Here is a 25,709-nt window from a genome sequence, read left to right on the forward strand (position 1 = left end):
CGCTCGCGGGAACGTCTCTATTTCAAACTATGAATTTACGTCCTTTGCCATGTCCATGTAATCAGCCGGATTTCCGGTTGACTTGGAGTCTTTGTTGATTTCCTGCGCAGGAGAATTCACATCCTTTGCCATATCCATATAGTCAGCAGGATCTCCCGTTGGCTTGGCTACTGTTTGCTGTTCGTCTGACTCGGAAACTTGAAATTCAGGTTGAGTCACCTTTTCAGCTGCCATCGCACCTTCACCCTGACGATCGATTTCGCTGACGCTGTATTGCTGGGCAGCGGCATAATCTGCATCAAAATCTACTGTAGGTGCTTTTTCGACTCCAGTAGCTATATTCTCAGCTGCTAGCTGAGCATCTTGTGTAGGAGTTTCATTAGGGTTCGATTTAATTTCTTCTGGCATGGGTCACTCCTATTGAAATTATTTTATGTTGTAAGGCAATCCTATCAATGCGATCGCCTACTCTCATAACCCCACTAAGATAGATTTTTCTCTCATCCTTCTCTTACTAATGTCTCTGCTGTCTCTGCTACTAAAGATATAAATTCCCACTAATTAAAACTATCTCTCTCGGAGGGCGAATTGCGTCCCCCAACTCTGATAACCCTAAGCTTGAGAGTTTAAATTAACTGGGATATCAGCAATGACATCAAGCTTCAATCCAGATCGGTCTCAAGCGCTTTCTGCCGAGACTCAAAACATCATAAAAGCTTTTGATGCCTTAGACACCGACGCTAAGTTGGCTTGGTTTTATTTGGTTTACAAAAAGATGGGAGATTCAATCACTCCAGCTGCACCAACTGCTGCCGAACCTGAACTAGCACCAAGACTACTAGGAGACTTTTACGAATTGTCAGACGACGAGCAGCTTGCAATTATGCGGCAAATTGTCAACAAAGAAAATACAGACTATTCTCACGCCTACGGTGCGTTGAAAGAAAATAATCAATTGATGGTTTGGTATGCTTGGGCTCAAGCTATGGGCGATACTGTTGTCGGAATGCCTTCAAGCTATCAAGCATCTGAACCAATTAAAAATTTACTTTCCCAAACTGAAGGACTTGAATTTGAAGATCAGATTTCTATCTTCCGCACAATTTCAAGTAATATGGGTTACACAGATATTAAGCCTATAGAAACACAAGCTCAAACAGGCAAAACTTCTAGTCTTTAAGTTGTCATTTGTCATTTGTCCTTCGTCATTTGTTGTTGGTAAGACGTTTCTTATTTACGACTGTTCCTCCCTTTTTTAAGGGGAGCTAGGGGGAATCTTTTGATGAGTAGCACATGTTCCTCCCTTTTTTAAGGGGGGCTAGGAGAGATCTTTTGGTGAGTGGCACATGTTCCCCCCTTTTTAAGGGGGGCTAGGGGAGATCTTTTGGTGAGTAGCACATGTTCCCCCCTTTTTAAGGGGGGCTAGGGGGGATCTTTTGATGAGTAGCACAGTTTTTCGATCCCCCAACCCCCTTAAAAAGGGGGCTAAAAAAAAGCACACATGGAGCTATTAGCAAATTTGACGTAGCAAAAACAATTGGCAATTTGCATTTGTGCAATTGCGATCGCCACCCGCTAATGCGGGTTTTTTTCATGCAACAAAGTTCAATAAATTCCTCAAGATTGTCTACTAAGAAGCTGCAACTTGACCGATATCATCGGGAGTCAGGTGCGAGTGGATAACTTGACCGTCGCGAAACCAAACAATTCGGTGAGTTTGCTTTGCTACCTCTGGTTCGTGCGTCACCATAATAATTGTGATCCCACTAGCATTGAGTTCGCCAAATATCTGCAAGACTTCTTGAGTCGTGCGCGAGTCGAGAGCGCCAGTCGGTTCGTCTGCTAGGAGCAAAACTGGTTGATTCACAATCGCCCTAGCAATTGCTACCCTTTGTTGTTGTCCGCCAGAAAGTTGATTGGGCTTATTGTGAAGGCGATTTTCCAAACCAACACGCTTGAGTGCAACCGTAGCGCGATCGCGACGTTCGGCTGGTTTGATCCCAGCGTAAACCATCGGTAGCATCACATTTTCTAAAGCGCTGAGTTGGGGCAAAAGGTGAAACTGTTGGAAGACAAAGCCAATTTTGAGATTGCGAATATGTGCTAAGTCAGCATCATCTAACTGAGCAACATCCAAATTATCTAAATAGTAGTGTCCGCTGGTTGGGCGATCGAGACAACCAATCATATTCATAGCTGTAGACTTACCAGAACCAGACGCACCCATAATCGAACAATATTCGCCTTGTTCCACAATTAAATTGACATCTACTAGCGCCCGCACCTCTGTTTCTCCAAAACCATAAATCTTAGAGATATTTTCCAAGCGGACGATAACTGGTTTAGTAATACTTTTTAGATTAGTCATTTTTCAGTTAACAGTGGCTAGTGGCTAGTGGCTAGAACTACTCCTTTGTCTCCCTGGTCTCCCTTGTCCTCCTTGTCCCAAATCTTAACTATTTTTCAGGGCGATAATCGGGTCGAGTTGAGCGGCGCGACGGGCGGGAACTACGCCAAAGATTAATCCAACACCACCAGAAATCCCTACAGCTAGGGCGATCGCGGCAATGGGAACGCTGGGTTGGAGAGGGGTTAATACACCAACGATCGCCACACCACTGATGCCGATCGCCGTACCGATTAAGCCCCCCGAGACTGAGAGAATAATTGATTCGACTAAAAATTGTGCCAAAATTGCTTGGGGAGTTGCTCCAATTGCTTTGCGCAAGCCAATTTCTGGCGTGCGTTCGGTGACTGACACCAGCATGATATTCATGATGCCTACGCCGCCAACAAACAGCGATACACCTGCGATCGCTCCCAGCATCAGCGATAGCACTCCTGTCACCTGCGAGACTAATTCTTGAAAAGATTTGTTGGCAACCACTACAAAGTCTTTTCTACCGTGCAATCGCGTTAGTAAGTTAGTAATTTGAAAAGCTGCAACTCGCACGTTGTGTTTATCTTTTGCCGCAACTTGAATGTGGCTGATTGGTGTTCCAAACGCCGATCTTCTGCCATCAATTTGAGTTGCCATTGTCGTAATGGGAATGTAGGCAACATTATCTTCATTTTCTCCGGCAAAAGAACCCTTAGCTGTCATGACTGCAATCACCTGAAAGCTAGTGTTTTTGATTTGGATATCTTTGCCAATTGGGTTTTCGCGATCGAATAGTTTTTCTGCTAATTCTGCACCCAGAACGACCACGGGAGAACTTTGACGCATTAAAGAAGCATCAAAGAACCGACCGCGATCGACCATGAGATTTCTAATCTCTCGTAGTGCTGGTGTTGTTCCTTTGACTTGGGTATAAGTTTGATTGTTACGGTAAGAAATTAATAAGTTATTTTCAATGACTGGAGCCGCTGACTTAACCGCTGATGCTTGTTTTTTCACTGCTTCTGCATCCGATAGCACTAGCCCTCGTTGTTCGGAAATAAATCCTTCCGAATCGTCGCGACTAGAAAAAACCAACAGTCGATTTGGTCCGAAAGAATCGAGTTTGTTAAGAGTGTAGTTCTGCGCTCCCTGCCCTATACCTACCATTGCAATCACAGAAGCATTACCGATGACAATTCCTAACATAGTTAAGCTACTCCGAAGCTTATCAGCCGTCAGAGTAGCAACTGCCATTTTGATACATTCAATGGGATTCATGAAGAATTGGTAATTGGTAATTGGTAATTGGTAATTGGTAATTGGTAGTAGGGTGGACAACACCCACCACAGCTTACTCCTAGCTCCTAGACTCTTCATCCACGCCAGGAATGGCTTGACCGGGGGGAGGGGTAATCAGGACGCGATCGCCTCGATTCACGCCTTCGAGAACTTGAGCGTGAGTGCTGCTACTCGCGCCTAGAGCAACTTCGCGAAATCGGATGTGTCCTTCTCGATCTGGCATAAATACCCCTGTTTGACCGTTTTTCTTGGTGACAACTGCTGTCAGGGGTACGACAACTGCATCTTTAATTTTGTCGCTAAGGAAGGTGAGTTTGATATTCATGCCTGATTTGAGCTGGTTTTGCCCTGTTTGCAGGCTCACTTTGACGCGAAAGGAGGTGACATTATCTTCCCTGATTGCTCTGGGTGCGATTGTGCGGACGCGACCTTTGAAGGTTTTATTGTAGGCATCGGAACGGATTTCTACTGGCTGATTGGGGGTAATCCGCGCAATGCTGGATTCTGGGATTTTGGCTTCTACTTCTAAACCGCTGGAGAGTTCGGCGATCGATGCGGAAGTAGCGCCATCCGAGGAAGAAGCGGATGTTGTGGGAGTCACGAAGTCGCCTTGTTGAGCGTAGCGGCGCGTGATCGTGCCTGCAAAAGGTGCGCGGACTAAAGTGTTTGATAGTTGAGTTTGGTAGTACTTCAGTTGGGCTTCGGCTTGAGCGACTTCGGCTTCAGCTTGGGTAATTTCTTCGCTACGATACCCCTTCATTCGCAGTGTCAGCTCGTGTTTGGCAACTGCTAAACTCGCGATCGCCCGGTCGAGGTTTTCTCTGGCTGTACGTTCTTCTGTCAAAGCTTGGTCTAAATCGTCGCGAGAAATTGCTCCTTCTTTCGCTGGTCTGAGTTTGCGCTGCACTTGTTCCCGACGTAGCGTTAACTGCGATTTCGCTTCTCGGACTTGGGCTTCGTTTTCTGCTAATTCAGCTTTAGCCTGCTCGATTTCTTCGGGACGATTGCCAGTCTGCTTTTTCGCTAGTTCTGCCTTAGCTTTTGCTAAGCCTGCTTGATATTGTTTAACTTGTGCCTGAAATTCTTCGTTGTCCATCCGGGCGATGAGCGTACCCTTTTTCACCTGAGAGCCTTCATCGACATACAATTGCTCAATTCGCCCTGCATCTTTAGGACTGAGATTAATTTTTCTGACTGCCTGAACTATACCATTGGCTTTGATTTGAACTTTTAAGTCTTGAGATTCGACCATTACTGTTTGGAGATTGGCAAGGTCGATTTCAGGGGTTTGGGTACGGGCGATCGCAAAAGTAACGGCAGCACTGCCCAGCAATCCCAATGTGATGAATCCTGCCAGCCACGACTTACGGCGCTTAGCTTTTCCGAATGGTAAGGATACGGCTTTATTTGGCGCTTCAGGGTTAATCATAGATAAATAGTTTAGGTTTATGGTCTATGAATTTAGTTTTTATATTCAGTAAATATTCAGTTTTCTATTGTCCGCTTGCAGCACGCAACCTCATGACAAAATAAAAGGCTACGGGCAGGCGGGTCAGATTTACAGAATTAGCACAACAACTTTTGCCAAGGGTTGGTACGTACTCCCAAACTTTAGCAGTTGGGCGATCGCAGCCATCAGTGACAGACACGCCTCTACCTTACCTCAAGCTTCAAGTTCTATCTACTCCTTGAGGAGAAAGTTCGCTCTCGCAAAACAACGTGTATTTAATACCAAACTGATTCCGATCGCCACGCGATCGCGCCTTTTCACTTGGTGTTATTCGCTATGTTATTCGCTCTCAACAGCCTGTTTCACCTCGCTACAGTCATCTTTACTATTGACTACAGCCATAATTCCAGGGATTTGTCAGAGGCAGCATCAAGCTGTCGTTTATTTTAGAAAATTTTAATCAACGCTCAAATTTTTTATTATTTTTTGCGATCGAACTTCAACAAAACTACAGCCAATCTCACAATTATTAACATGACAACCCGATTTGAGTCGGGAAATATTCGTTGGGTTGTCATTGGTCATTGGTCATTGGTCATTTATTATTGGTGGTACATTAATGACCGCTCGATCGAGTTGCTGCGTCTTGGCTAATCTAGATCGCTAACCTATCGGACACCAACGACGGAGCGAGCAGAAAAAGTGTTCCCAACGAAAACCACTCCCTTATCCCCCTTGTCCCCCTTGTCCCCCTTGTCCCCCTTGTCCCCCTTGTCCCCCTTGTCTCCCTTGTCCCAATTTTGAATTTTAAACCTTCGCCTCCCCAATCAAGCGCTTCTCAAAGCAACAATCGGATCGAGTTGGGCAGCGCGACGGGCAGGAACGACACCAAAGACAACGCCAATACCCCCGGAGATACTGACAGCTAATGCAATTGCCACAGGTGAAATACCCGCTTGAAAGGGAGTAAACGCACTAATTAGTAAGATACCACCTACACCCAGGGCAGTTCCCACGATGCCACCAGCTGCCGACAACATGACAGCTTCAATCAGAAATTGAATCAAAACGTCGTGCTGGGTAGCGCCCAAAGCTTTACGCAAACCGATTTCTTGCGTGCGTTCGGTAACGGAAACGAGCATGATATTCATGACCCCGATGCCACCCACGAGTAAAGAAATACCTGCGATCGCTGCTAGCATGACCGTTAAAGCACTCGTGACAGTTCCCGCAATTTCTAGTACATCTTTTTGACTTTGAACGCTAAAATCGTCTTCTCTTGTGATTTTGTGCCGCAATCGCAGCAGGTTTTGAATTTGAAATTGAGCTGCTTCTACACTGGCATCGCTTTTAGCTGAAATCGAAATAAAAGTTAGACTCACTCCATAGGGAGAATTTTCGCCGACAATCCGGCTTGCCATAGTGGTAATTGGCAGCAACGCGCTATCGTCGTAATTGGTTCCTAAGACAGATCCCTTTGATTCCATCACGCCAATCACTAAAAAGCGCACGTCTTTAATGCGGACGTATTTACCAATTGGATCTTGGTTGATAAACAATCGTTTTGCTAAATCCGAACCCAAAGCAACAACTTGATTATTTCGCTTCACATCAAGCTGGGTAAAAAATCGTCCTTCTTCTGGATTGAAGTTACGAACAGCAGTATATTCTGGAGTCGTACCGACAACTGAACTATAGGTATTTTTGTTGCGATACGTGACTAATTCTCTTGATTGAAGCTGAGGCGCGACTTTAGCCACTGTCGGTACTTGGGTAGCGATCGCCTTGGCATCTTCTAAAACTAAAGTTTTTGGCAAATCTACCGTCGTTCTTTGAGCGTCCCGATTACCTGGGATGACAAATAAAACATTAGTTCCTAAAGATTCAAATTGTTCGGCAACAAATCTTTGCGCCCCCTGTCCGATTCCCACCATCGCAATCACTGAAGCATTGCCGATGACGATTCCTAACATGGTTAAGGCACTACGCAACTTATTAGATAGCAGCGTTTTCGTTGCCATCTTGCCACTTTCTAAAACATCCATTGTCAGTTATTGGTTATCTAATTATCAGCGATCAGTAGCTAGTGGCTAGTGACTAGTGGCTATAAAAGAGCCTAGCCACTAGTCACTAATCCTACTCACTTTCTTGTTCTGGTTGTTGGTCTTTTGGTAGGTCGAGAAAAACGCGATCGCCTTGTTTTAAACCTTGTAAAATTTGCGTTTGGTCTTGAATACTAGAGCCAATTGTGACCGGACGAAATTCGGGTTTGTTCTTTTCTCCTGGGACTAAAACCCCAGTTTTACCTTCTTGAGTCACGATCGATACTGTGGGTACGACTAAGGCATCGTTGAGATTTTGACCCAAGAATGTTAAGTCTACATTCATGCCAGATAGTAATTTATCTGTACCAGAATCAAGCGCTACTCGAACTTGAAAAGAAGTGACGTTTTGATCGACAACGGCTTCGGGAGCAACTAAACGGACGTGACCTTTAAAAATGCGATCGGGATAAGAATCAGCTACAATTTCAACTTGCTGTCCCGATTTAATTTGTCCAACATCAACTTCTGGAACTTCTGCCAAAACTTCCAAACCTTTCGCCAGCACGACAATCGAAGTTGAGTTGGCTAGCGATGAATTCGAGCTAGACGTGCCGCTAGATGCCGAAGTTGTGGGGGTTACAAAGGCTCCTTCTGAAGCATTCTTTTGCGTCACCAAACCCGTAAAGGGAGCGCGAATAATTGTATCGTTGAGCTTAACTTGAAGAGCTTGTAACTCACCTTGAGCTGCTTGCACGACTGCTTGGCGTTGGGCGATCTCTTCTGGACGACTACCGCTTTTTAGCAGCGATAGCTGGCGTTGTGCTTCCCGTAGGTTAGCTTGAGCGCTTTGGCTTTCACTGACATATTGATCTAACTCGTTTTGGGCGATCGCACCTTGTTGCGTTAATCTCCGATAACGTTCTAGTTTTTCCCGTGCGAAGTTTGCCCTAGCTTGGGCTGCATCTACCTGAGCTTGAGCGCGATCGATTTCTTGTATGCGATTTCCCGCACGGGCTTGCGCTAATTCAGCTTGGGCTTGAGCAAGTTTGGCACGTACTTGGATCAGTTGCGCTTGCAAGTCAGCATCATCCATTTTGGCAATAATCTGTCCGGCTTGGACGCGATCGCCTTGTTCTACTAATAAATTCTTTAGCACTCCTGCTACTTTAGGGCTGACATTGACGCTTTGGATCGGTACGACTTTGCCACTAGCATTAATCCGCAGCGTTAAGTCTTTAGCTTCAACTGGTACGGTTAACTTAGCCAAGTCGATCTTAGGTGTCGATCGATCTACGATGACGTAAGTTGCAGAACCAGCCACTACGACACCAGCAGCCACTAGCCTAACTAACCAACGCGCTGGATGCTTAATTTTACCAATCAGGGGAAGTTCTATAGGCTGGGTAGCGGTCATATTAGGAGCGAGGGATAAGGAGTGAGGGATAAGGGAAGAAGCAAAATTTATTAGGTGCAAGTCATAAATCATTTATACGCCTGCGCATTTGCCGCACGATCTTGCTGATATTGTTCCCAGTAATAAAGAAGCATTAATAACTAAAATGTTTCGTACACTTATTATCGTAACGACTGTTACCGTGTAATCATCTCTAGCAAAAGGGCGATCGCTCCCAATCAAGATTAGGGTTATCCGCTCTTTTTTGAGAGACAAGGGGGAGAAGAGAGCTGAGGAGGCTGAGGAGGCTGAGGAGCAGAGGGGCAAGAACTGTCAACCGTTAACCATCGACTGTCAACTGTTCACCAATTACCAACTACCAACTACCCATTACCAACTACCCTACACCTCACACCCTTTCTTTACTGACAACTGATAACTGACAACTGATAACTGACAACTGGTCACTGTCACTACTATGGTTTAAGCTAGCTGAAGGTTATGTTGCAAGATAATTGAGGCGTGTACCGTGCCAAGTCGTAAATCCTGGCTGTCTTTACTGGTGATTTTGGGTTTAGGGAGTGTAGCTCCCCCTGCACTGGGGCAGGCACTCGTTCCACATACGCTACAACTCGATTCAGCTCAGTTGGAGCGACAGGGATTGAGTTTGGCGCAGGAGGCTGCTCAGTTAGCGCAGTTTCAACAGTTTGAAATGGCTGTACCGAGGGCGCGACTGGCGACTCAGTTAGCTCCTAAAAACTATATGGCTTGGTTTCTCTTAGGGGGTTTGTACTTACAGACAAACAAATATAACGAGTCGATCGCAGCCCTGAATAAAGCGCAGGCGTTAGCCCCCCAAAACCCTTCCGTGTTGTTTGCAATGGGTTCGGCACACTTTCAAAAAGGCAATTACAAAGCAGCGATCGATAGTTTGCAAGCTGGTTTGAAACTCAAACCAAACGATAAAGAAGCATTATTTGATTTAGGTAATTCTTATTACAAAGTCGGGCAATTACCAGATGCGATCGCTCAATATGACAAAGCGATCGCCTTAGATAAAAAGTTTTGGCCCGCCATCAATAATATTGGACTAATTCAATACGAACAAGGCAATATAGACGAGGCAATGGAGCAATGGCAAGCAGCTTTAGCTGTTGACAAGCAAGCGGCAGAACCCCAACTGGCAATGGCAGTTGCTTTATATAGTCAAGGCGAACAAACAAGAGGATTGCAATTAGGAACAGCAGCCCTCAAAATTGACAGTCGTTATGGTGACTTAGAATTTCTCAGACAGAATTTGTGGGGCGATCGCTTGTTAGCTGATACGAAAAAACTGTTAGCTAATCCTAAAATTCAAGCCACAATTGAGGAACGCCAAGAGCAACAGCAGCAAGAAACTTCTCCGATTCAGATTTCTCCGCAGTAATTGCTGTTGTAGAGACGTTTCACGAAACGTCTCTACAATTCTTCTGTTTAATAGCGATCGACCGTCAAACTAGAATCCAAAATCAGATCTAAGTCGGTGTCAGGGTTAATGACAACTACATCAGCTTTTTTACGTCCTAGCACTGCTCCACCCGCAGCACCGACTCCCGTACCGATTAATACCTCTCCGGTAGAAATACGGCGATTGCCTGTCAGTCCACCTAAAGCTGCGCCAGCGGCAGCTCCCACGACTGCACCTTTGAGAATCGATCCCGTACTTACTCCCCTACGCAACTGGGTAGTTTCAATCACATCAGAGGAAGCATCAATTGATTGCCGTCTGCCATCATCAATAATTAGATTTCTGGCAATAAATTGAGAACCACCATCAGCAGGAACGAGTTCGCCTTCAATTAGACTTCCGGCAGGAACTAATACTGTGCCGTTGCGGTTAGTAATGTTGGCAGCTACCGTAAGAGTTAAGCGCATCCTCTCTTTCGGACTGATAACGATCTTTTCGGCTTCATCATAGCGCACGGGAATTCTTGCCCCAGCCCGAATAGTCGTGCGATCGCTAATCCTACTACTTCCTGGCGACGATGGGAACACCTGAGCCGTTGCTGGAGCTGTCATTACCATTGGTAGGGTAGCACTAGTACCAATAGTTAAAGCCATAAGAAAAGCTGTCCCTGTCTGCCAGGGTTTAAAAGTAAGCATATACTTATTCCTCTCCGCTATATATTGCTAAACCTGTTAAATCACAAGACTTGCGGAAGAATCATAAGGTTCCAAAGTCAGTTATCAATTATCAGTTATCAGTTATCGGTTATCCGTAACTTTTGACTTTTAACTTTTGACTTTTACTTATGGTTTTTCAAATCCCAGTACCCGTGCTTCAATTTGTTCTACGGTGCGAGGATCGGTTTGAAATGTTACCCAGCCTCGACGAGTTGAATGGCGAGGAAGGAAAGCAATTTCAAATTCGGCAGTTTCTTCTTCTCTACCATCACTGTTGAGCGTCACTTCAATTTGTACGGTTTCTGCTGTTTCATCGCCGCGATTTGTAGCAGTGACGGGAACGATAAAGCGATCGCTTTGCGGTTGAGGTTGACCGAGTTGTAGTTCGATATTTGGTGGAGTTTCACCTAGAGTTGCACCGTCATAAACTATGTAACCCAGCGTAAATAATACGAGAATGAGACTAATACCAAAAACAATCCACTCTAACCAATTTTTTTCTAGTTTTTTCATTGCAATAATAGCCTCCCAGCAGAAGCCCCCAAAGTAGAAGCGACTCCTAAAACAACGGTTTGAGCTAGACAAATGAAGAGAGTCGTATCGTCAAAGCGTCCGAAAAACCAGAGGATAGCCGCAGCTGCAAATAGAGCGATCGCGTAAGTGATAACCGCACCAAATAAAATATTTTTAATTCCCCTGATCTGGCTGAAGCGCTGGGAACCAGTAAAGTCACTATAAAATAGAATTAGCACGGCAAATAAGATTGAGAGTAAGGCAAGTCCTAGCAGTCGTGCTGTAGAAACCTCAATTGCAATAACAATAATTTCTTCTGTAGGAGCGAGATTGGCAGCAAATAATACTGCTCCACATAAGGCGATCGCAATTTGTCCGCCAAAGTCGCCTTCACCATCTGCCAAGAAGGGTACGGGACTAGAACTAGGTTGGGAATCTTCTCCTTTCATTCCCGTATCGCTTTCTTGCTTGCCTCCTCCTCCTAATTGGGCTGTACCGATAGATACACCAATAGCAACAGTCATAGCTTCTACAACGATTTTCCCACCAATCTCTGTCAGATTCATATCGGTATTAATTTGTCCTAACAGCCACAGCATGACGGCAGCAACAACCAATCCTATACCCATTTCCTCCACGGAATCGATCGCGACTTCTAACGCACCAGCAGATCTGCGCAAACCTGCATAGCGGTTGTATGCCAAGAGCAGCGTAAAAGTAGCCAGCACGTAAATTAACAAGCGTACGGGATGGACGATAAAGCCAGCCCACCAAACTTCCATCGTGTACAACAGGGGCAAACTAAACAACAGTCCCCCAGTAATGCCTCTGAGGTATTCTTGTAGCGACTTAGCAAGCGATCGCTCTAGTTTTAGCCGACGATTCATACTTATCGGGCTAATCAGCCTTTTTGGTGTTCTACAGCACAATTCTCTCAGTTATTTAGATACTTCATGAGAGCTGAAAGTTAGATTTTTGACCGAGAATTATATTTGTAGGAGCGCACAGCCGTGCGCCTCTATTGCTGTCCGCCCCAGATGTGCGCCCTCAAGAACGTTATTACTGCACCACTTCTCGCATATAACTGCCCCACAAACGCGCCGCCTGCACGCCATAACCAGACACAGGCGCATTATTATCGTTACCCAGCCATACCCCCGTAACGAGTTTTTCTCTGGTCAGAAACCCAATAAACCAAAGGTCAAAGTTTTGATTTCTGGCTGCTAAACCACTCGTACCTGTTTTCCCAGCCTCCTCTCCTATTCCGATATTTGCTGCCGTACCAGTGCCGCGTTCTACGACTCCGCGTAGCATGGAAGTTACCGTCTGGGCTACTCCTGGGCTAAGTATCCGCCGATTTGTGGTTTGGGTGCGATTGTAAGCATAAATCTCGCGACAGGTTTTCAAGTCTTGGCGATCGCCACAGTCGCTACTATCTAATATCCTCATAATCAGATGGGGACGGTTCCACACGCCATCATTCGCGATCGCCCCATATGCTCCAGTCATTTCTAGCAAATTAGTTTCGCTTTGCCCTAAGACTAAGCCTGGGACTGGTTGCAAGGGTGACTGAATTCCCAATCTTTGCGCCATGCGCATGATGCTATCTAGTCCGACATCTTGAGCAACTCGCAGGGCAATCGGGTTTTCCGATAGGGCTAACCCCGTCGCTACATCTAGCTCGTCACTACCGCGAACGCAGCCGCGAAATCGCTGTCCTTGCCAAGATACAGGCGCACAAGAATAAGATTTTTCTGGGGAAATCCCTTTTTCGATCGCCGCAGCATAGGTAAACAGTTTAAAAGCCGAACCGGGTTGGCGCTGAGCTTGAGTCACTCGGTTGAACTGACTGGTTTTGTAATCAGTGCCTCCTACCATCGCTAGCACCGCACCAGTACTAGCATCGAGGGTGACCACTGCCCCTTGGGAATAGCCAATATTTGCTCCAGCTTGCCGTACCGAGTTGCGTAAAGCTTCTTCTGCTTTGGCTTGCATATCTGGATCGAGCTGGGTTTCGACGATATAATTGCCTTCTGCTGCTAACTCTTTGCCCAAAATTGCTTGCAGTTCTTGAAAGATGGCATTGTAAAAGTATGGCGCAATTGTATTGGCTTGGGCTTCACAGACGCGAGAACTCACTTCAATTTGCGATCGCCGCGCCCGATTTGCTTCTTCTGTCGTCACCATTCCTTGCGCCAACATCCGACTAATAACGCGGTTGCGGTATTCAATTGCTTTTTGGTTGCTGCGCACGTCACCGCAAAAATTAAATCCGTTGGGAGAGGGTAAAATTCCCACTAAAGTCGCAGCTTCCGAAAGATTGAGTTCCTTGGCTGATTTATCGAAATAGAATCGCGCTGCATCTTCAAAGCCGTATGTATCCGCTCCCAGAAAGACGCGGTTGAGATACATCAGTAGAATAAAATCTTTGCTATAAAACGTTTCCAGCTTCAGCGCCACCACTGCCTCGCGCAACTTCCGTCCTAACGAGTCCTCTGCACCTACGTAACTGCGAAATATACTCCGCGATACCTGTTGGGTAACAGTACTTGCCCCTTGCTCGAATTCTCGACTACCGACGTTGACGACCGTAGCGCGTAAAATTCCAATAGGGTCAACGCCAAAATGCCAGTAATAGCGGCTGTCTTCTGAAGCGATGATCGCTTTGGGCAGATAAGTCGAAAAGTCCTGCAAGCTTTTCAAATCTGTATGTGCCGTACTGCGAGGTTGACGCAGCATCGTTTCTCCATCGCGGGCAAAAACGATCGTTGGACCCCCAGTTGCAGCAGGTAAAGGAGTGACAGAAAACTTCGTCCACTCGTACCCTACAATGAGCGCCAGCAATGCTGTCACGCCACCAATCCCACCTGCCACCCATTGCAGCGTGCGGACGTACTGAGGTGGAGGATTATGAAATTTCATCCGCACGGCAGCGGCAAGTTCTGGAGGACCGAGAGTGAAAACGTCACCGTGATGAAGTTCGATCGCGGCAACGCGGCGCTTACCCCAGTAAATGCCATTCGTAGAATTTTCATCTCGCAGGACGAAGGGCGATCGCCTCTTGCTAGTATCTCTAGCTAAGGACAGATGAATCTGGCTGACAACAGGGTTGCGAACGACAATATCGCAAGATTTAGCACTGCGTCCGATCAAATAGCGATCGCCTAGTAGAGGATAAGTCTCTGCTTTGTCTGTCCCCGCATCCTGTATCCACAATTCGGCAACTCTGGCGTTTGGCTTTAGGGCAAGCCCTGGAATCTGCACTTTAGCTTGAAGCGTTTTGACTACCTGAGTTGCTCGACTGAGCAATGTTTGCGGTTTTCGCGGTGGCTGGGGAGGGGTCATGTTCTACTCAGGCAGCAGGAATTAATTTTTTTAGCGTTGGCAGAAATTCTATCTATTATGCCAAATCTAGCGATTGTCATCGATCGTCGAGCGCGAGCAAGTCTCTGGTGAATTGTAGCTGGTAGTTCAATTGCGAGCGGCGATCGCTAGTGACTGCTCGTTACTTGCTGTCTTCGATCTTTCTCAATAACACAACGACTGCTACGGATTACGATCGCGATCGCTTCTGCTACCATTCTACTTAGCAGGTAAAAAATCTCTGACTTTCTACGCAGACTTACTCTAACGCATTTATAGTGCTTCTAAATATGTATATCTGCTTGGCAAACAAGTTTTGATTGAGTCGGTTTCCTTTGAAAATTTATTATATATCTTGACTTTTCATAGAAAATATGGTAGCATTTAACGAAATTTGTTTTTGACTTAATCAGAAATATTTAATCTGAGGTGTGAGTGGGATGAAGATCAAGTTTTTATCACTATTAGGTGCGGCATTTGCACTAACTCTATCGAGCCACGCCGCATTTGCTCAAGAAGCCGCTAAAGAACCCCCAGAGATTAAGCTTTCGGAAGAAGGGAAGAAAATCCTCTGCGAAAAGTTTCCGTTGAATTCTCGTTGTCCTGGTGGTCAGCCTTTAACTGGTGGTGCGCCTACTGGTACTGAAGCAGCTCCCGACGCTACTACTCCCGAGACTGCCCCAGCTCCCGACGCTACTACTCCCGAGACTGCCCCAGCTCCCGACGGCACTACTCCCGAGACTGCCCCAGCTCCCGACGGCACTATGCCTACCGATCCTGGTACTGCCCCAGCTCCCGATGGCACCATGCCTACCACTCCCGAGACTGCCCCAGCTCCCGATGGCACTATGCCCACCGATCCTGGTACTGCCCCAGCTCCCGATGGCACTATGCCCACCGATCCTGGTACTGCCCCAGCTCCCGATGGTTCTTCACCTACTACACCTGGAACTGAGCCAGCTCCTACAACTCCCTAGTTTGAGTTGGTAAAAGCAGGCATTTGTTAGCAATCTTAATGCTTTGATATTTAGTATGTAGAGACGTTACATGTAATGTCTCTACATTTTTTGTTTATCGCAATCTCTTAAGAGTAGAGACTTTCGGCAAACTTGCAATTAGGATGCAGACAATACCCAAATTGATCGACACATCTGCCAGGTTAAAAACAGGAAATCCAATTAGCCGAAAATCTAAGAAATCTACCACATAACCCGCAAAAAAGCGATCGATCCCGTTGCCTAACGCTCCTCCCAAAATGAAACCATAGCCCCATTGTTCCAGAGGTTTCATTGGTGGACCAAAATAAGCCCATACTATTAGCAGCACACTCACTATCAACGATAGCCAACGCAACCAACCCACTTCACCAGCAAACAAACTGAAGGCAGCACCAGTGTTTGTCACATAGGTGAAATGAAACACATTAGACCAAATTGGGTAAGTTTCGCCCAAGTCAAAACTTTGTACCACCCAGAACTTAGTTAACTGGTCTAAGATAAAACTGGCGATCGCTGCCATCCAGAAACGGCGATTTTTCATAATTTGGTCATTGGTCATTGGTCATCGATCATTAGTTATCAGTCACGGCAAATGACAAATGACGAATAACAAATGACTAATAAAACATTATCAGTCTCCAGCCATAAGCGATAATAGAGACAGCACAAACTACAGCTAGTTGTCCTGGGAGAGGATACCAAGAATACTGAAGTATAGGTTGAATTATAGATTGAGCTTGCGTGCTTGCCCAGTGGAAAATTTGGCTAGGCAACAAATATGCTAAACCGCAGAGGTGAATTATCAGCAAGCCACCTAGACAGCTACCAGCAAGACTCTCTAGTTTCATTGCATCTTGCCGAAACGCCAGTAAGCCACAAAACCAAGCTCCAGGAATAAAACCCAATACGTATCCAAAATTCAGTTCTCGCCAGTAGCCAAAACCGCCACCTTGAGCAAATATTGGCAACCAAACCAAGCCGAGCAATAAATAAGCAATTTGGGATAATGCTGCCGCACTTTTGCCACCCAAACAACCTACGAGTAGGACAGCACCAATTTGACAGGTGACACCTAGAGAGATTGTCTGTATCCCGCGCTCGTGCCAACTTACCGGCGCACTAGTTATATATGCTTCTACAAAAGTGCCACCAATAGTAAGAAGCAAACCAATCAAGGACCAAAGAAATTGGTTAGGAACAGCCACTAGCGATAAAAGCCAATAATAGAGATTTAGTTGACGCTTTTGTCTGAATGCAGCGCGATCGCAATTTCTGGCGTTGCACTGGCTATATTATCACGTTCATCTAGGCGATTGGTGGAACTCAAAGTTCTATTAAGCTGTCATCTAAATTATCTTTTCCCTTGTGTTGCAGCGCTCCGCAGTTTCAAGGTGCGATCGATGCTATGATAATGGCAATATTTGATACAAATCTGGAAGTGACAAACTCGGATACAAACCTGGCATTTCAGCACTAGCAAAAGGTGATAATCTACCTAAAGGAATATTTATAGTTACCATTAACCTTCACTTAACTGCCGAGTAATAACATATCTATAGTAAAAGCTCTATACTCCTCTAGGAGTATCCGTGCAAAGATTCCAGAAACAACAAATAGTATGCTTTCTCGCAATATTCGTGTAGCATCCCTTGCTTCGGCTGTGGTTTTAGTCTTGGGAGTAACTGCTTGTGGCAGTGGTAACCAGACTGCAAGTAACGCACCTGCCTCTCCTCAAGGAGAAGGTGCAAGTCCAGCAGCAAATACTACTACTGGCTCTAATTTATCTGGGACAGTCAAGGTAGACGGCTCCAGCACCGTGTTTCCCATTTCCGAAGCAATGGCAGAGGAATTTCAAAAAGCAAATCCTGGCGTTCAAGTCACGGTAGCTCAGTCTGGTACTGGTGGCGGATTCAAGAAATTCTGCAACAACGAAACAGATATTTCCAATGCTTCCCGTCCGATTAAAGCAGAAGAAGTAGAACTGTGTAAAAAAGGTAACGTTGAATATATTGAGTTACCAGTAGCCTACGATGGTATATCGGTCGTAGTAAACCCGCAAAACAAGTTTGCCCAATGCTTGACGATCGCTGAACTCAAAAAAATGTGGGAACCAGCAGCTCAAGGTAAAGTCACAACTTGGAATCAAATTCGCCCTGAGTTCCCTAACCAAAAACTAGGGCTTTATGGTCCTGGAACTGATTCTGGTACTTACGATTTCTTTACTAACGCTGTTGTGGGCAAAGAAGGTGAAAGCCGAGGAGACTACACTGCATCTGAGGATGACAATACCTTAGTACAAGGTGTGAGCGCCGATCCTGGTGGGCTTGGCTTCTTTGGTTACGCTTACTACGAGAATAATAAAGATAAGTTGGCATTGGCGAGCATTGACAATGGCAAAGGTTGTATTCAGCCAAGCGCAGAAACAATAGGTAACGGCACTTATCAGCCGCTATCTCGCCCAGAATTCATTTACGTGAAAAAATCTGCGGCAACCCGTCCTGAAGTCCAAGCATTTGTTAATTTCCACTTCGCACCAGAAAATCAAGAACTGGTGTCAGAAGTCGGATACGTACCGCTACCAAACGATTTAGTTGGTGAAGTACAAGCACGCTTTAAAGAAGGTAAGGTAGGCTCGATTTTTGAGGGCAAAGGGTCGCAGACAGGTGTTACCCTTGCAGATTTACTCAAACAACAGAAATAATAACCGCGATCGCAATTTGCCAATAAATCGAGACATGGGTGATAGGGAAAATTCGCAATTCACAATCGATCGCATCCTGTCTCCTGTCTCCTTCTCCTTGATAACTGGTCACTGGTCACTGGTCACTGATAACTGATAACTGATAATGAGGTATTTCCTGTATGTCTGCCACGTCAACGCCTGACGGGTCGAGCCTATGGCGACCAAAGCGGGCAGCAAGTAAACGAGTAGAAGCATTAGTGAAAGGCATATTTGCCACGTTTGCTTTTGTCTCAGTCGCCACCACAATCGGTATTGTCTTAACGCTAATTTTTGAAACTGTATCGTTTTTCAGCGAAGTACCGATTTGGCAATTTTTAACCGATCGCGCTTGGACACCATTGTTTGCCAACAAGCAATTTGGCATTATGGTACTGATTAGCGCTACTTTACTAACTTCTGCGATCGCGATCGCCGTTGCCTTACCGATAGGCTTATTAGCTGCTATCTGCTTGAGCGAATATGCTCCCGCGAGAATGCGCCGCTGGCTCAAACCAGCATTGGAAATTTTGGCGGGGGTTCCCACTGTCGTGTTCGGTTACTTTGCCCTGCTGACAGTCACGCCATTTCTACAAAAACTCATCCCTGGCTTACAGGGATTCAACGCCTTGAGTGCTGGATTAGTACTTGGTGTTTCAATTATTCCCCTAGTAGCTTCTTTAAGTGAAGATGCCATCTATGCCGTGCCTCGAAGTTTACGCGATGGCGCTTATGCTTTGGGAGCCACCAAACGGGAAACCATTGTTTCTGTAGTTCTCCCAGCTGCCCTTTCTGGAATTGTCGCTTCTTTCATCTTGGCAATTTCTCGCGCGATCGGCGAAACCATGATTGTCACCATCGCCGCCGGACAAAACCCCAGCCTTGGCATTAACCCCCTAGTACCAATCCAGACGATGACAGCCTACATCGTTCAAGTGAGTAAAGGCGATACCCCAGCAGGATCTCTAGCATATAAAACTATTTTTGCTGTGGGCATGACTCTGTTCCTCATCACCCTGGCTTTAAATATCTTTAGTTACTGGTTCGTTCGCCGCTTTCGGGAGAAATACGAATGACTACACCTGCACCCCAACCCATCGACAGAAGCGGCTTTGGCACGACGGGCAAATTCAATGTTTCGTTGTCCAAACGCTATAACTTTGACAAAATCTTTTCTACAGCCGCTTGGGTTGCCACCCTATTTGGCTTGGTCGTTCTTGCCGTTTTACTTGTAGACATCCTGATTGACGGACTCGGACGGATCGATTGGGCTTTTCTCACGAGTTTCTCCTCGCGTCGCGCTGCTGCTGCGGGAATATTAGCTCCCCTTGTCGGTAGTATTTGGCTATTAGTCGTCACGGCTTTAGTTTCCTTTCCCTTGGGAGTAGGAGCGGGCATTTACTTAGAAGAATATGCCAAAGATAATTGGTTCACGCGGTTAATTGAGATCAATATCGCTAACCTAGCCGCAGTTCCATCCATTATTTATGGCTTATTGGGATTGCAAATTTTTGTCCGGTGGCTGCAACCAATTACTAACGGACGCAGCGTTCTTGCGGGTGCTTTAACTCTCAGTTTGTTAATCTTACCCATCATCATCATTACCACGCGAGAAGCACTACGGGCAGTTCCAGATAGCTTGCGCCAAGCAGGTTTTGCTTTAGGTGCAACGAGATGGCAAGTGATCCGCGAACACATTTTTCCGATCGCTTTACCAGGTATCCTAACCGGAACAATCTTGGCACTATCTCGCGCTATTGGCGAAACTGCACCTCTGATCGTCATTGGAGCTGTCAGTTATATTGCCTTCTTGCCAGAGTTATCTCCCAAAGGATTGCAAAGTTCTTTTACAGCACTACCAATTCAAATTTTTGATTGGGTTTCTCGCCCTCAAACGCAATTTCACACTAATGCTGCTGCTGGCATCATCATATTGATGGTCGTGCTGTTAATTATGAATGCTTCAGCAATTTATTTACGCAACAAATTCCAACGAAATCGTCCCTAAGTCTCAAGTTAGAATTGGCTTAGACGAGGCGATCGCCATATCAACTGTCACTAGCTCTCTATATGCTATTCAACACCACAGTCACGGCAACCGATACAGTTTTACAAACTGATAATCTATCTGTTTTTTACGGTAATTTCAAAGCAGTGCGAGATGTCAATCTCAATATCTATAAAAACAAAATTACCGCTTTTATCGGACCTTCTGGGTGTGGTAAAAGTACAGTATTGAGGTGCTTCAATCGCTTGAACGATCTGATTCCAGGGGCGCATATTGAAGGTAGAATCACATTTCAAGAAACAGATATTTACGATCGCCGCGTCGATCCAGTAGAACTGCGCCGTCGCATTGGGATGGTATTCCAAAGACCAAACCCCTTCCCCAAGTCAATTTATGAAAACATTGCCTTTGGAGCCAGAATTAACGGTTATCAAGGCGATATGGATGAATTAGTCGAGCGAGCAATCCGTCAAGCTGCTTTGTGGGATGAAGTCAAAGATAAACTCAAACAAAGCGGTCTTTCTCTCTCTGGCGGACAGCAGCAAAGGTTGTGTATTGCCCGTGCTTTGGCGATTGAACCAGAAGTTATCTTAATGGACGAACCCTGTTCTGCTCTCGACCCAATTTCGACATTACGGGTAGAAGAATTGCTGATGGAACTCAAAGAGAAATACACGATTATTATCGTTACCCACAACATGCAACAAGCATCGCGGGTGTCGGACATGACTGCCTTTTACAATGCTCAAGCCACAGAAAAAGGTGGCAAGATGGGTTATTTGGTAGAATACAATCCCACTGAAGTAATTTTCCAATCTCCCGAACAACAAGCTACGCAAGAATACGTTAGCGGTAGATTTGGTTAAACCAATGAGTAATGGGTAGTTGGTAGTTGGTGGTTGTCTTGTCACTCTAACTTCTAACTTTCCCATCACTACGAGCAAATTTCCTCGCTATACTGCTCGATTGAGTATCCTTGACAAAATTGCTTACGATTGCTAGCAGTTTGAAGATTTTTAGATTTAATTGGGACTTAAATTAAAGCATATTGTTTTCTTTATGTGTTGGCGATCGCGTAGGGGCAATGTAGGCACAGAAAAAAATAAACTAGAATAGTGCTTCTCTAGGCTATTTTGAGGGCAAAATCGTTACAGATCTTCGCTCGCCGAGACATCCTCTGTCTTCATTAATCCCATGCCTGAAAAACGTAAACCTTCCCTTCTATTGACTTTGGGAGCTGCTGGCTTATTAATTGGTGGGGGAGCAACTGCTTACTGGGTATTCCTCCAAAGCCAAGGGCAATTAGAAAACCTGCCTGTGGGTTCTAATATTATCCCCCAAGATGCTTTGGTGGCTCTATCTATTTCTACAAATACCCAGCAGTGGCAGCAACTCCAACAGTTTGGTACGCCCCAAATTCAAGCCCAGCTCAAGACAAATTTAGCCCAGTTGGGCGATCGCCTCCTCACAGCAAACGGTTACAACTACCAGCGAGACATCCAGCCTTGGGTTGGTAAAGAAGTTAGCATTGCCTTTCTACCACCCTCCATACCAGCGACATCAAACTCATCTTTGCCACTGAATAGCGATCGCCAGCAGTCTCTAGTTATGGTGTTGCCCATTGCCGACCAAATTGCAGCAAAGCGGATTTTAGAGCAACCCAAACCGTCTGCACAAGGTAAAACTCGCCAGCGAAACTATAAAGGCGTTGAGATTAGAGAAACTCAAGGAGCTAAAGCGCAATATTATTCAGCCGCCGTCCTAGATGGGCGTTATTTAATCGTCACAGATCGTCCGCAAGCGACGGATAGAGCGATCGACACTTATAAAGGTGCGGCTGCTTCCCTAAAGCAAACAGCAGGTTACACCACTGCTTTTGAGCAGATCGCTACCAAACAGCGTTTTGCTCAACTGTACGTCAACGTACCCGTAGCTGCGAGAATTGCTGCTGCAAATCCCAGCCGCTCGTTTTCACCCCAAGGATTAGCTCAGTTGCAAAATAACCAAGGTGTAGCTGCTACTATTAATCTGGAATCAGAAGGAATTCGCCTCAAAAGTATTTCCTGGCGCAAACCCGACAGCCAACAAGTATTCGCTGTAGAAAACAATGCGGGCAAAATGCAAAGCCGCCTACCGGCAGAAACATTAATGATGCTCTCAAGCGGCAATTTACAGCGGTTATGGCAAGAATACGCCCGAGAAGTACAATCCAATCCCCAAGCACCTATCCGTCCCCCAGAACTGCGTAAAGGTGTAACCTCAGTTACAGGACTGGATTTAGACCAAGATTTACTCAGTTGGATGGATGGTGAGTTTGCTGTATCTATGGTTCCTGCGGCTCCCAAAGCAGGTGCGCCAGATAATTTTGCCCTTTCTTTAGTATTTTTAGTCCAAACCAAAAACCGCAATAAAGCCGAACAAGCTCTATTTCAACTCGAACGGGTGATGCGGAGTAAATATCAATTTCAAGTACAAGAAACCAAAATCAAAGATCGTACCGTGACAAATTGGATTGCACCTTACGGCACAGTGGCGACTCGCGGTTGGCTGGATGGAGATGTTGCTTTCTTCGCTCTCGGCGCACCTGTAGCAGAACGGCTGATTCCTCAGCCTCAAAGCAGTTTAGCAAGTGCCGCACAATTTCAACAGACAGTTCCTTCAGCTCTGAATGCCACGAACGGTCAGTTTTTTCTCGATGTGGAACCAACAGTCAAAGCCTTGCCCCTACCGCAGCTGTTTTCCGGTCAACAAATATTCTTCGACGCTACCCGTTCCATCGGTGTTACCTCTGCTATCAGCAGCGATCGCAGTATCCGCTACGATGTCTTTGTTGCCCTGAAGAAGATCGGGAATAGGGAGTCGGGAAAAGAGAGCTGAGGGAGACAAGGAAGACAAGGGAGAGCAATTCTAGCCACTAGCCACTCTCCACTGATAACTGTTCCCCAGTAGGATCGAAATAAGACTCTCGATGCTTGACAAAAAAATATAGGAGAATGCTGATTATGAATTTGGTTTTACTCCAGAATTGGCTGGACAATGCCTCGTTTGCCGTCCTATTTCTGACAATGTTAGTCTATTGGGTTGGAGCGGCTTTTCCAGGGCTGCGCTTTCTCCCAACTTTAGGTACGGCGGGAATGGCGATCGCCAATTTATGTATTGCTACTCTGTTGGGAGCAAGATGGCTAGAAGCTGGGTACTTTCCGATTAGCAATCTGTATGAATCTTTATTTTTCCTTGCCTGGGGAGTAACTGCGGTTCATCTGATCGCGGAAAGTAGCAGCCGTAGCCGTCTGGTCGGAGTTTTCACCGCTCCTGTTGCTATGGGTATCGCTGCTTTTGCAGCTTTGACTTTACCATCAGATATGCAGACCTCTGCTCCTCTCGTACCTGCCCTCAAGTCTAATTGGTTAATGATGCACGTTAGCGTCATGATGCTGAGTTATGCTGCTTTACTTGTGGGTTCTCTGCTAGCGATCGCCTTTTTAGTTGTCTCTGGTGGCAAGGAAATTGAATTACATGGTAGCTCTGTTGGCACTGGAGGTTATCGACAAAACGGCTATCGCCTCCAGCGCAATACCGATTTAACTCAACTCTCTCCAGCAGTTGCTGCCGATGCTTCTAATCCTTTAGTGCTAGAAACTAATGGAAACGGTAAAACTGCTGTTCTCAATGTTGTGATATCCTCTACTCCCGGCTCCGGTACGGGCGGGTTTAACAAAATTTTTGGCTCCTCGTCTCAAGGTAGCTCCGACAAACCCGCACCTACAACTGCCGACTCCCTCACACTCTCTCCCCAACGCCTCAGCCTTGCCGAAACCTTAGACAACATTAGCTATCGCACCATTGGACTCGGCTTTCCCTTACTAACAATCGGTATCATTGCTGGTGCAGTTTGGGCTAACGAGGCTTGGGGTTCTTACTGGAGTTGGGACCCGAAAGAGACATGGGCGTTGATTGCTTGGTTAGTATTTGCTGCCTATCTTCACGCCCGTATTACCCGTGGTTGGCAAGGTCGTCGCCCAGCCATTCTAGCTGCAACTGGCTTCGTTATCGTTTGGGTTTGCTATCTGGGTGTAAATCTTTTAGGTAAAGGTTTGCATTCTTACGGTTGGTTTTTTTAAGTGACAGACAACAAACCAACTAAGATGAGTCGTGCTAACTGGACTCCGCTTCACGCCCGCCTACATCGTACTCTGCGATCGCGTCATCTCCTAGAGAAGCATCAGCGATTGCTCGTAGCTGTATCTGGCGGGCAAGATTCCTTATGCCTCGTTCAGTTACTTTTAGATTTACAACCCAAGTGGGAATGGCAATTAGGCATCGCTCACTGCGATCACCGATGGCGTTCTGACTCTCAGGCTAACGCTGACTTTGTGGCGCGACTAGCTCAACGTTGGAAAGTCCCATTTTATTGTCATACAGCCGAGCAGCCTCTACTCAATGAAGCAGCCGCACGACAATGGCGCTATCAAGCTCTAGCGGCGATCGCCCAAACGCATAATTACCCGTATATCGCTACGGGACACACAGCTAGCGATCGCGCCGAAACCTTACTATACAACTTAATTCGCGGCAGTGGCGCAGATGGCTTGCAAGCTCTAACTTGGCAACGCCCTCTTCATGTAGGGACACAAAGCTATGCGCCCCTACTGGTGCGTCCCCTGTTAGAAGTTACGCGAACTGAAACCGCTCAATTTTGCCAAGAGCGGCAACTTCAGGTATGGGAAGATACAACTAACCTGGATCTTAAATATGCCCGTAACCGCATCCGACAAGAATTGTTGCCCTACATCCAAACCCACTTCAACTCGCAAGTAGAGCTAACCCTAGCTCAAACTGCAGAGCTTTTACAAGCAGAAGTCGAATATCTCGAACGAGCAGCCGATGAGTTGCGACAGCTTGCTGTCGATTGGGAAGACAAAGGGATAAGGGGACAGGGGGACAAGGAAGCAAGGGAGCAGAGGGGCACAGAGGCAGAGGGGCAGAGGAACAATCCAAAATCCAAAATCCAAAATCTAAAATTTCCCGACTTCCGAACGCCAGTTTGCTCAACGGGGGACACCCCCGCACGCAACTGGCTCCTCCCGACTCCCGACTCCCTCATAAAAATCGACCGCCGCATTTTACAAACAGCCCACATCGCTCTACAACGGCGCGTGATGCGGCAGATTTTGCAGCAAACTTTACGTTGCTCCCCCAACTTCGAGCAGATTGAAAAACTCATGGCTTTGATTGCTGCTCCAAATGGAACGCAAACAGATCCTTTTCCTGGCGGGGCGATCGCCACAGTAGACAAAGATTGGATTTGGTTAAAGTAAATTAAACATAGTGCAGCATGGCAGGAATCAGCTACCAGAAAGCCACAATATAAAATGCTG

At 46.1% G+C, this 25,709-nt stretch carries 25 protein-coding genes; 10 read left to right on the forward strand and 15 right to left on the reverse strand.

Going from position 1 to position 25,709, the window contains the following annotated elements:
* Positions 1–27: 27 nt before the first annotated feature.
* A complete protein-coding gene (locus DSM107010_RS09865) occupies positions 28–408 on the reverse strand; it encodes a hypothetical protein (RefSeq protein WP_106167681.1) in 381 nt (126 codons plus the stop codon).
* A 241-nt stretch (positions 409–649) separates the two neighbouring features.
* Here DSM107010_RS09865 and DSM107010_RS09870 point away from each other — a divergent pair, with 241 nt between their 5' ends.
* The gene (locus DSM107010_RS09870) at positions 650–1,180 is read left to right on the forward strand and encodes an orange carotenoid protein N-terminal domain-containing protein (RefSeq protein WP_015152253.1); all 531 of its coding nucleotides are present in this window, start codon (positions 650–652) and stop codon (positions 1,178–1,180) included.
* Between the two features lie 450 nt (positions 1,181–1,630).
* Here DSM107010_RS09870 and DSM107010_RS09875 read toward each other — a convergent pair whose 3' ends face one another.
* The 7 genes from DSM107010_RS09875 to DSM107010_RS09895 all read right to left on the reverse strand — a co-directional run bounded on the left by DSM107010_RS09875 (position 1,631) and on the right by DSM107010_RS09895 (position 8,588).
* The gene (locus DSM107010_RS09875) at positions 1,631–2,368 is read right to left on the reverse strand and encodes an ABC transporter ATP-binding protein (RefSeq protein WP_015152252.1); all 738 of its coding nucleotides are present in this window, start codon (positions 2,366–2,368) and stop codon (positions 1,631–1,633) included.
* A gap of 84 nt (positions 2,369–2,452) precedes the next feature.
* A complete protein-coding gene (locus DSM107010_RS09880) occupies positions 2,453–3,757 on the reverse strand; it encodes an ABC transporter permease (RefSeq protein ID WP_241994172.1) in 1,305 nt (434 codons plus the stop codon).
* Positions 3,738–5,108, reverse strand: a complete 1,371-nt coding sequence (locus tag DSM107010_RS09885; RefSeq protein WP_015152250.1) for an efflux RND transporter periplasmic adaptor subunit — start codon at positions 5,106–5,108, stop codon at positions 3,738–3,740. The genes DSM107010_RS09880 and DSM107010_RS09885 overlap by 20 nt, the downstream gene beginning before the upstream one ends.
* A gap of 64 nt (positions 5,109–5,172) precedes the next feature.
* Positions 5,173–5,328 carry a hypothetical protein gene (locus DSM107010_RS38275; protein ID WP_158631759.1) on the reverse strand — a complete coding sequence of 52 codons (156 nt, stop codon included), beginning with the start codon at positions 5,326–5,328 and terminating at the stop codon, positions 5,173–5,175.
* A gap of 469 nt (positions 5,329–5,797) precedes the next feature.
* Positions 5,798–5,956 (reverse strand): hypothetical protein, encoded by a 159-nt coding sequence (locus DSM107010_RS38280; protein ID WP_158631760.1) that lies wholly within the window; start codon positions 5,954–5,956, stop codon positions 5,798–5,800.
* Positions 5,957–7,174 carry an ABC transporter permease gene (locus DSM107010_RS09890; protein ID WP_015152249.1) on the reverse strand — a complete coding sequence of 406 codons (1,218 nt, stop codon included), beginning with the start codon at positions 7,172–7,174 and terminating at the stop codon, positions 5,957–5,959.
* 91 nt (positions 7,175–7,265) lie between these two features.
* Positions 7,266–8,588: an efflux RND transporter periplasmic adaptor subunit gene (locus DSM107010_RS09895; RefSeq protein WP_106168581.1), complete on the reverse strand. Its 1,323-nt coding sequence runs from the start codon at positions 8,586–8,588 to the stop codon at positions 7,266–7,268.
* Between the two features lie 508 nt (positions 8,589–9,096).
* Here DSM107010_RS09895 and DSM107010_RS09900 point away from each other — a divergent pair.
* Positions 9,097–9,993: a tetratricopeptide repeat protein gene (locus DSM107010_RS09900; RefSeq protein ID WP_015152247.1), complete on the forward strand. Its 897-nt coding sequence runs from the start codon at positions 9,097–9,099 to the stop codon at positions 9,991–9,993.
* Positions 9,994–10,040: 47 nt separating this feature from the next.
* Here the strand turns inward: DSM107010_RS09900 and DSM107010_RS09905 are convergent, their stop codons facing one another.
* The 4 genes from DSM107010_RS09905 to DSM107010_RS09920 form a co-directional block, all read right to left on the reverse strand.
* Positions 10,041–10,709 (reverse strand): glycine zipper domain-containing protein, encoded by a 669-nt coding sequence (locus DSM107010_RS09905; RefSeq protein ID WP_015152246.1) that lies wholly within the window; start codon positions 10,707–10,709, stop codon positions 10,041–10,043.
* 147 nt (positions 10,710–10,856) lie between these two features.
* Positions 10,857–11,243: a hypothetical protein gene (locus tag DSM107010_RS09910; RefSeq protein ID WP_015152245.1), complete on the reverse strand. Its 387-nt coding sequence runs from the start codon at positions 11,241–11,243 to the stop codon at positions 10,857–10,859.
* Positions 11,240–12,130: a TIGR02587 family membrane protein gene (locus DSM107010_RS09915; protein WP_015152244.1), complete on the reverse strand. Its 891-nt coding sequence runs from the start codon at positions 12,128–12,130 to the stop codon at positions 11,240–11,242. The genes DSM107010_RS09910 and DSM107010_RS09915 overlap by 4 nt, the downstream gene beginning before the upstream one ends.
* 172 nt (positions 12,131–12,302) lie before the next feature.
* A complete protein-coding gene (locus DSM107010_RS09920) occupies positions 12,303–14,588 on the reverse strand; it encodes a transglycosylase domain-containing protein (RefSeq protein WP_015152243.1) in 2,286 nt (761 codons plus the stop codon).
* A 458-nt stretch (positions 14,589–15,046) separates the two neighbouring features.
* Here DSM107010_RS09920 and DSM107010_RS09925 point away from each other — a divergent pair, with 458 nt between their 5' ends.
* Complete coding sequence (locus DSM107010_RS09925) at positions 15,047–15,583, forward strand: hypothetical protein (RefSeq protein ID WP_127022862.1); 537 nt, start codon at positions 15,047–15,049, stop codon at positions 15,581–15,583.
* 94 nt (positions 15,584–15,677) lie between these two features.
* On the opposite strand, the gene lspA is transcribed toward DSM107010_RS09925, so the two are convergent.
* Together lspA and DSM107010_RS09935 are read right to left on the reverse strand one after the other, a co-directional pair.
* Entirely contained in the window at positions 15,678–16,163 is a 486-nt protein-coding gene (lspA, locus tag DSM107010_RS09930) for a signal peptidase II (protein WP_015152241.1), read from the reverse strand.
* 58 nt (positions 16,164–16,221) lie between these two features.
* Complete coding sequence (locus DSM107010_RS09935; RefSeq protein ID WP_015152240.1) at positions 16,222–16,809, reverse strand: biotin transporter BioY; 588 nt, start codon at positions 16,807–16,809, stop codon at positions 16,222–16,224.
* A 413-nt stretch (positions 16,810–17,222) separates the two neighbouring features.
* On the opposite strand from DSM107010_RS09935, the gene DSM107010_RS09940 reads away from it, so the two are divergent.
* Positions 17,223–18,305 carry a PstS family phosphate ABC transporter substrate-binding protein gene (locus DSM107010_RS09940; protein WP_015152239.1) on the forward strand — a complete coding sequence of 361 codons (1,083 nt, stop codon included), beginning with the start codon at positions 17,223–17,225 and terminating at the stop codon, positions 18,303–18,305.
* Here the strand turns inward: DSM107010_RS09940 and DSM107010_RS42150 are convergent.
* Positions 18,289–18,417, reverse strand: a complete 129-nt coding sequence (locus DSM107010_RS42150; protein WP_256498649.1) for a hypothetical protein — start codon at positions 18,415–18,417, stop codon at positions 18,289–18,291. The genes DSM107010_RS09940 and DSM107010_RS42150 overlap by 17 nt on opposite strands.
* A 49-nt stretch (positions 18,418–18,466) precedes the next feature.
* Here DSM107010_RS42150 and pstC point away from each other — a divergent pair, with 49 nt between their 5' ends.
* From pstC to tilS, 6 genes are all read left to right on the forward strand, one after another.
* Complete coding sequence (gene pstC / locus DSM107010_RS09945; protein WP_015152238.1) at positions 18,467–19,399, forward strand: phosphate ABC transporter permease subunit PstC; 933 nt, start codon at positions 18,467–18,469, stop codon at positions 19,397–19,399.
* Positions 19,396–20,331, forward strand: coding sequence for a phosphate ABC transporter permease PstA (pstA, locus tag DSM107010_RS09950; protein ID WP_127022865.1), 936 nt, complete (start codon positions 19,396–19,398; stop codon positions 20,329–20,331). Before pstC ends, pstA begins: the two co-directional genes overlap by 4 nt.
* A 62-nt stretch (positions 20,332–20,393) precedes the next feature.
* Positions 20,394–21,197: a phosphate ABC transporter ATP-binding protein PstB gene (gene pstB, locus DSM107010_RS09955; RefSeq protein ID WP_015152236.1), complete on the forward strand. Its 804-nt coding sequence runs from the start codon at positions 20,394–20,396 to the stop codon at positions 21,195–21,197.
* Positions 21,198–21,525: 328 nt separating this feature from the next.
* Complete coding sequence (locus DSM107010_RS09960) at positions 21,526–23,208, forward strand: DUF3352 domain-containing protein (RefSeq protein ID WP_015152235.1); 1,683 nt, start codon at positions 21,526–21,528, stop codon at positions 23,206–23,208.
* 125 nt (positions 23,209–23,333) lie between these two features.
* Complete coding sequence (gene ccsB / locus DSM107010_RS09965) at positions 23,334–24,452, forward strand: c-type cytochrome biogenesis protein CcsB (protein ID WP_015152234.1); 1,119 nt, start codon at positions 23,334–23,336, stop codon at positions 24,450–24,452.
* Positions 24,453–24,476: 24 nt separating this feature from the next.
* Positions 24,477–25,649, forward strand: a complete 1,173-nt coding sequence (gene tilS, locus DSM107010_RS09970; protein WP_127022868.1) for a tRNA lysidine(34) synthetase TilS — start codon at positions 24,477–24,479, stop codon at positions 25,647–25,649.
* Positions 25,650–25,709 lie beyond the last annotated feature (60 nt).

This window comes from Chroococcidiopsis cubana SAG 39.79 (genome assembly GCF_003991895.1).
In the GTDB taxonomy this organism is placed as follows: domain Bacteria; phylum Cyanobacteriota; class Cyanobacteriia; order Cyanobacteriales; family Chroococcidiopsidaceae; genus Chroococcidiopsis; species Chroococcidiopsis thermalis.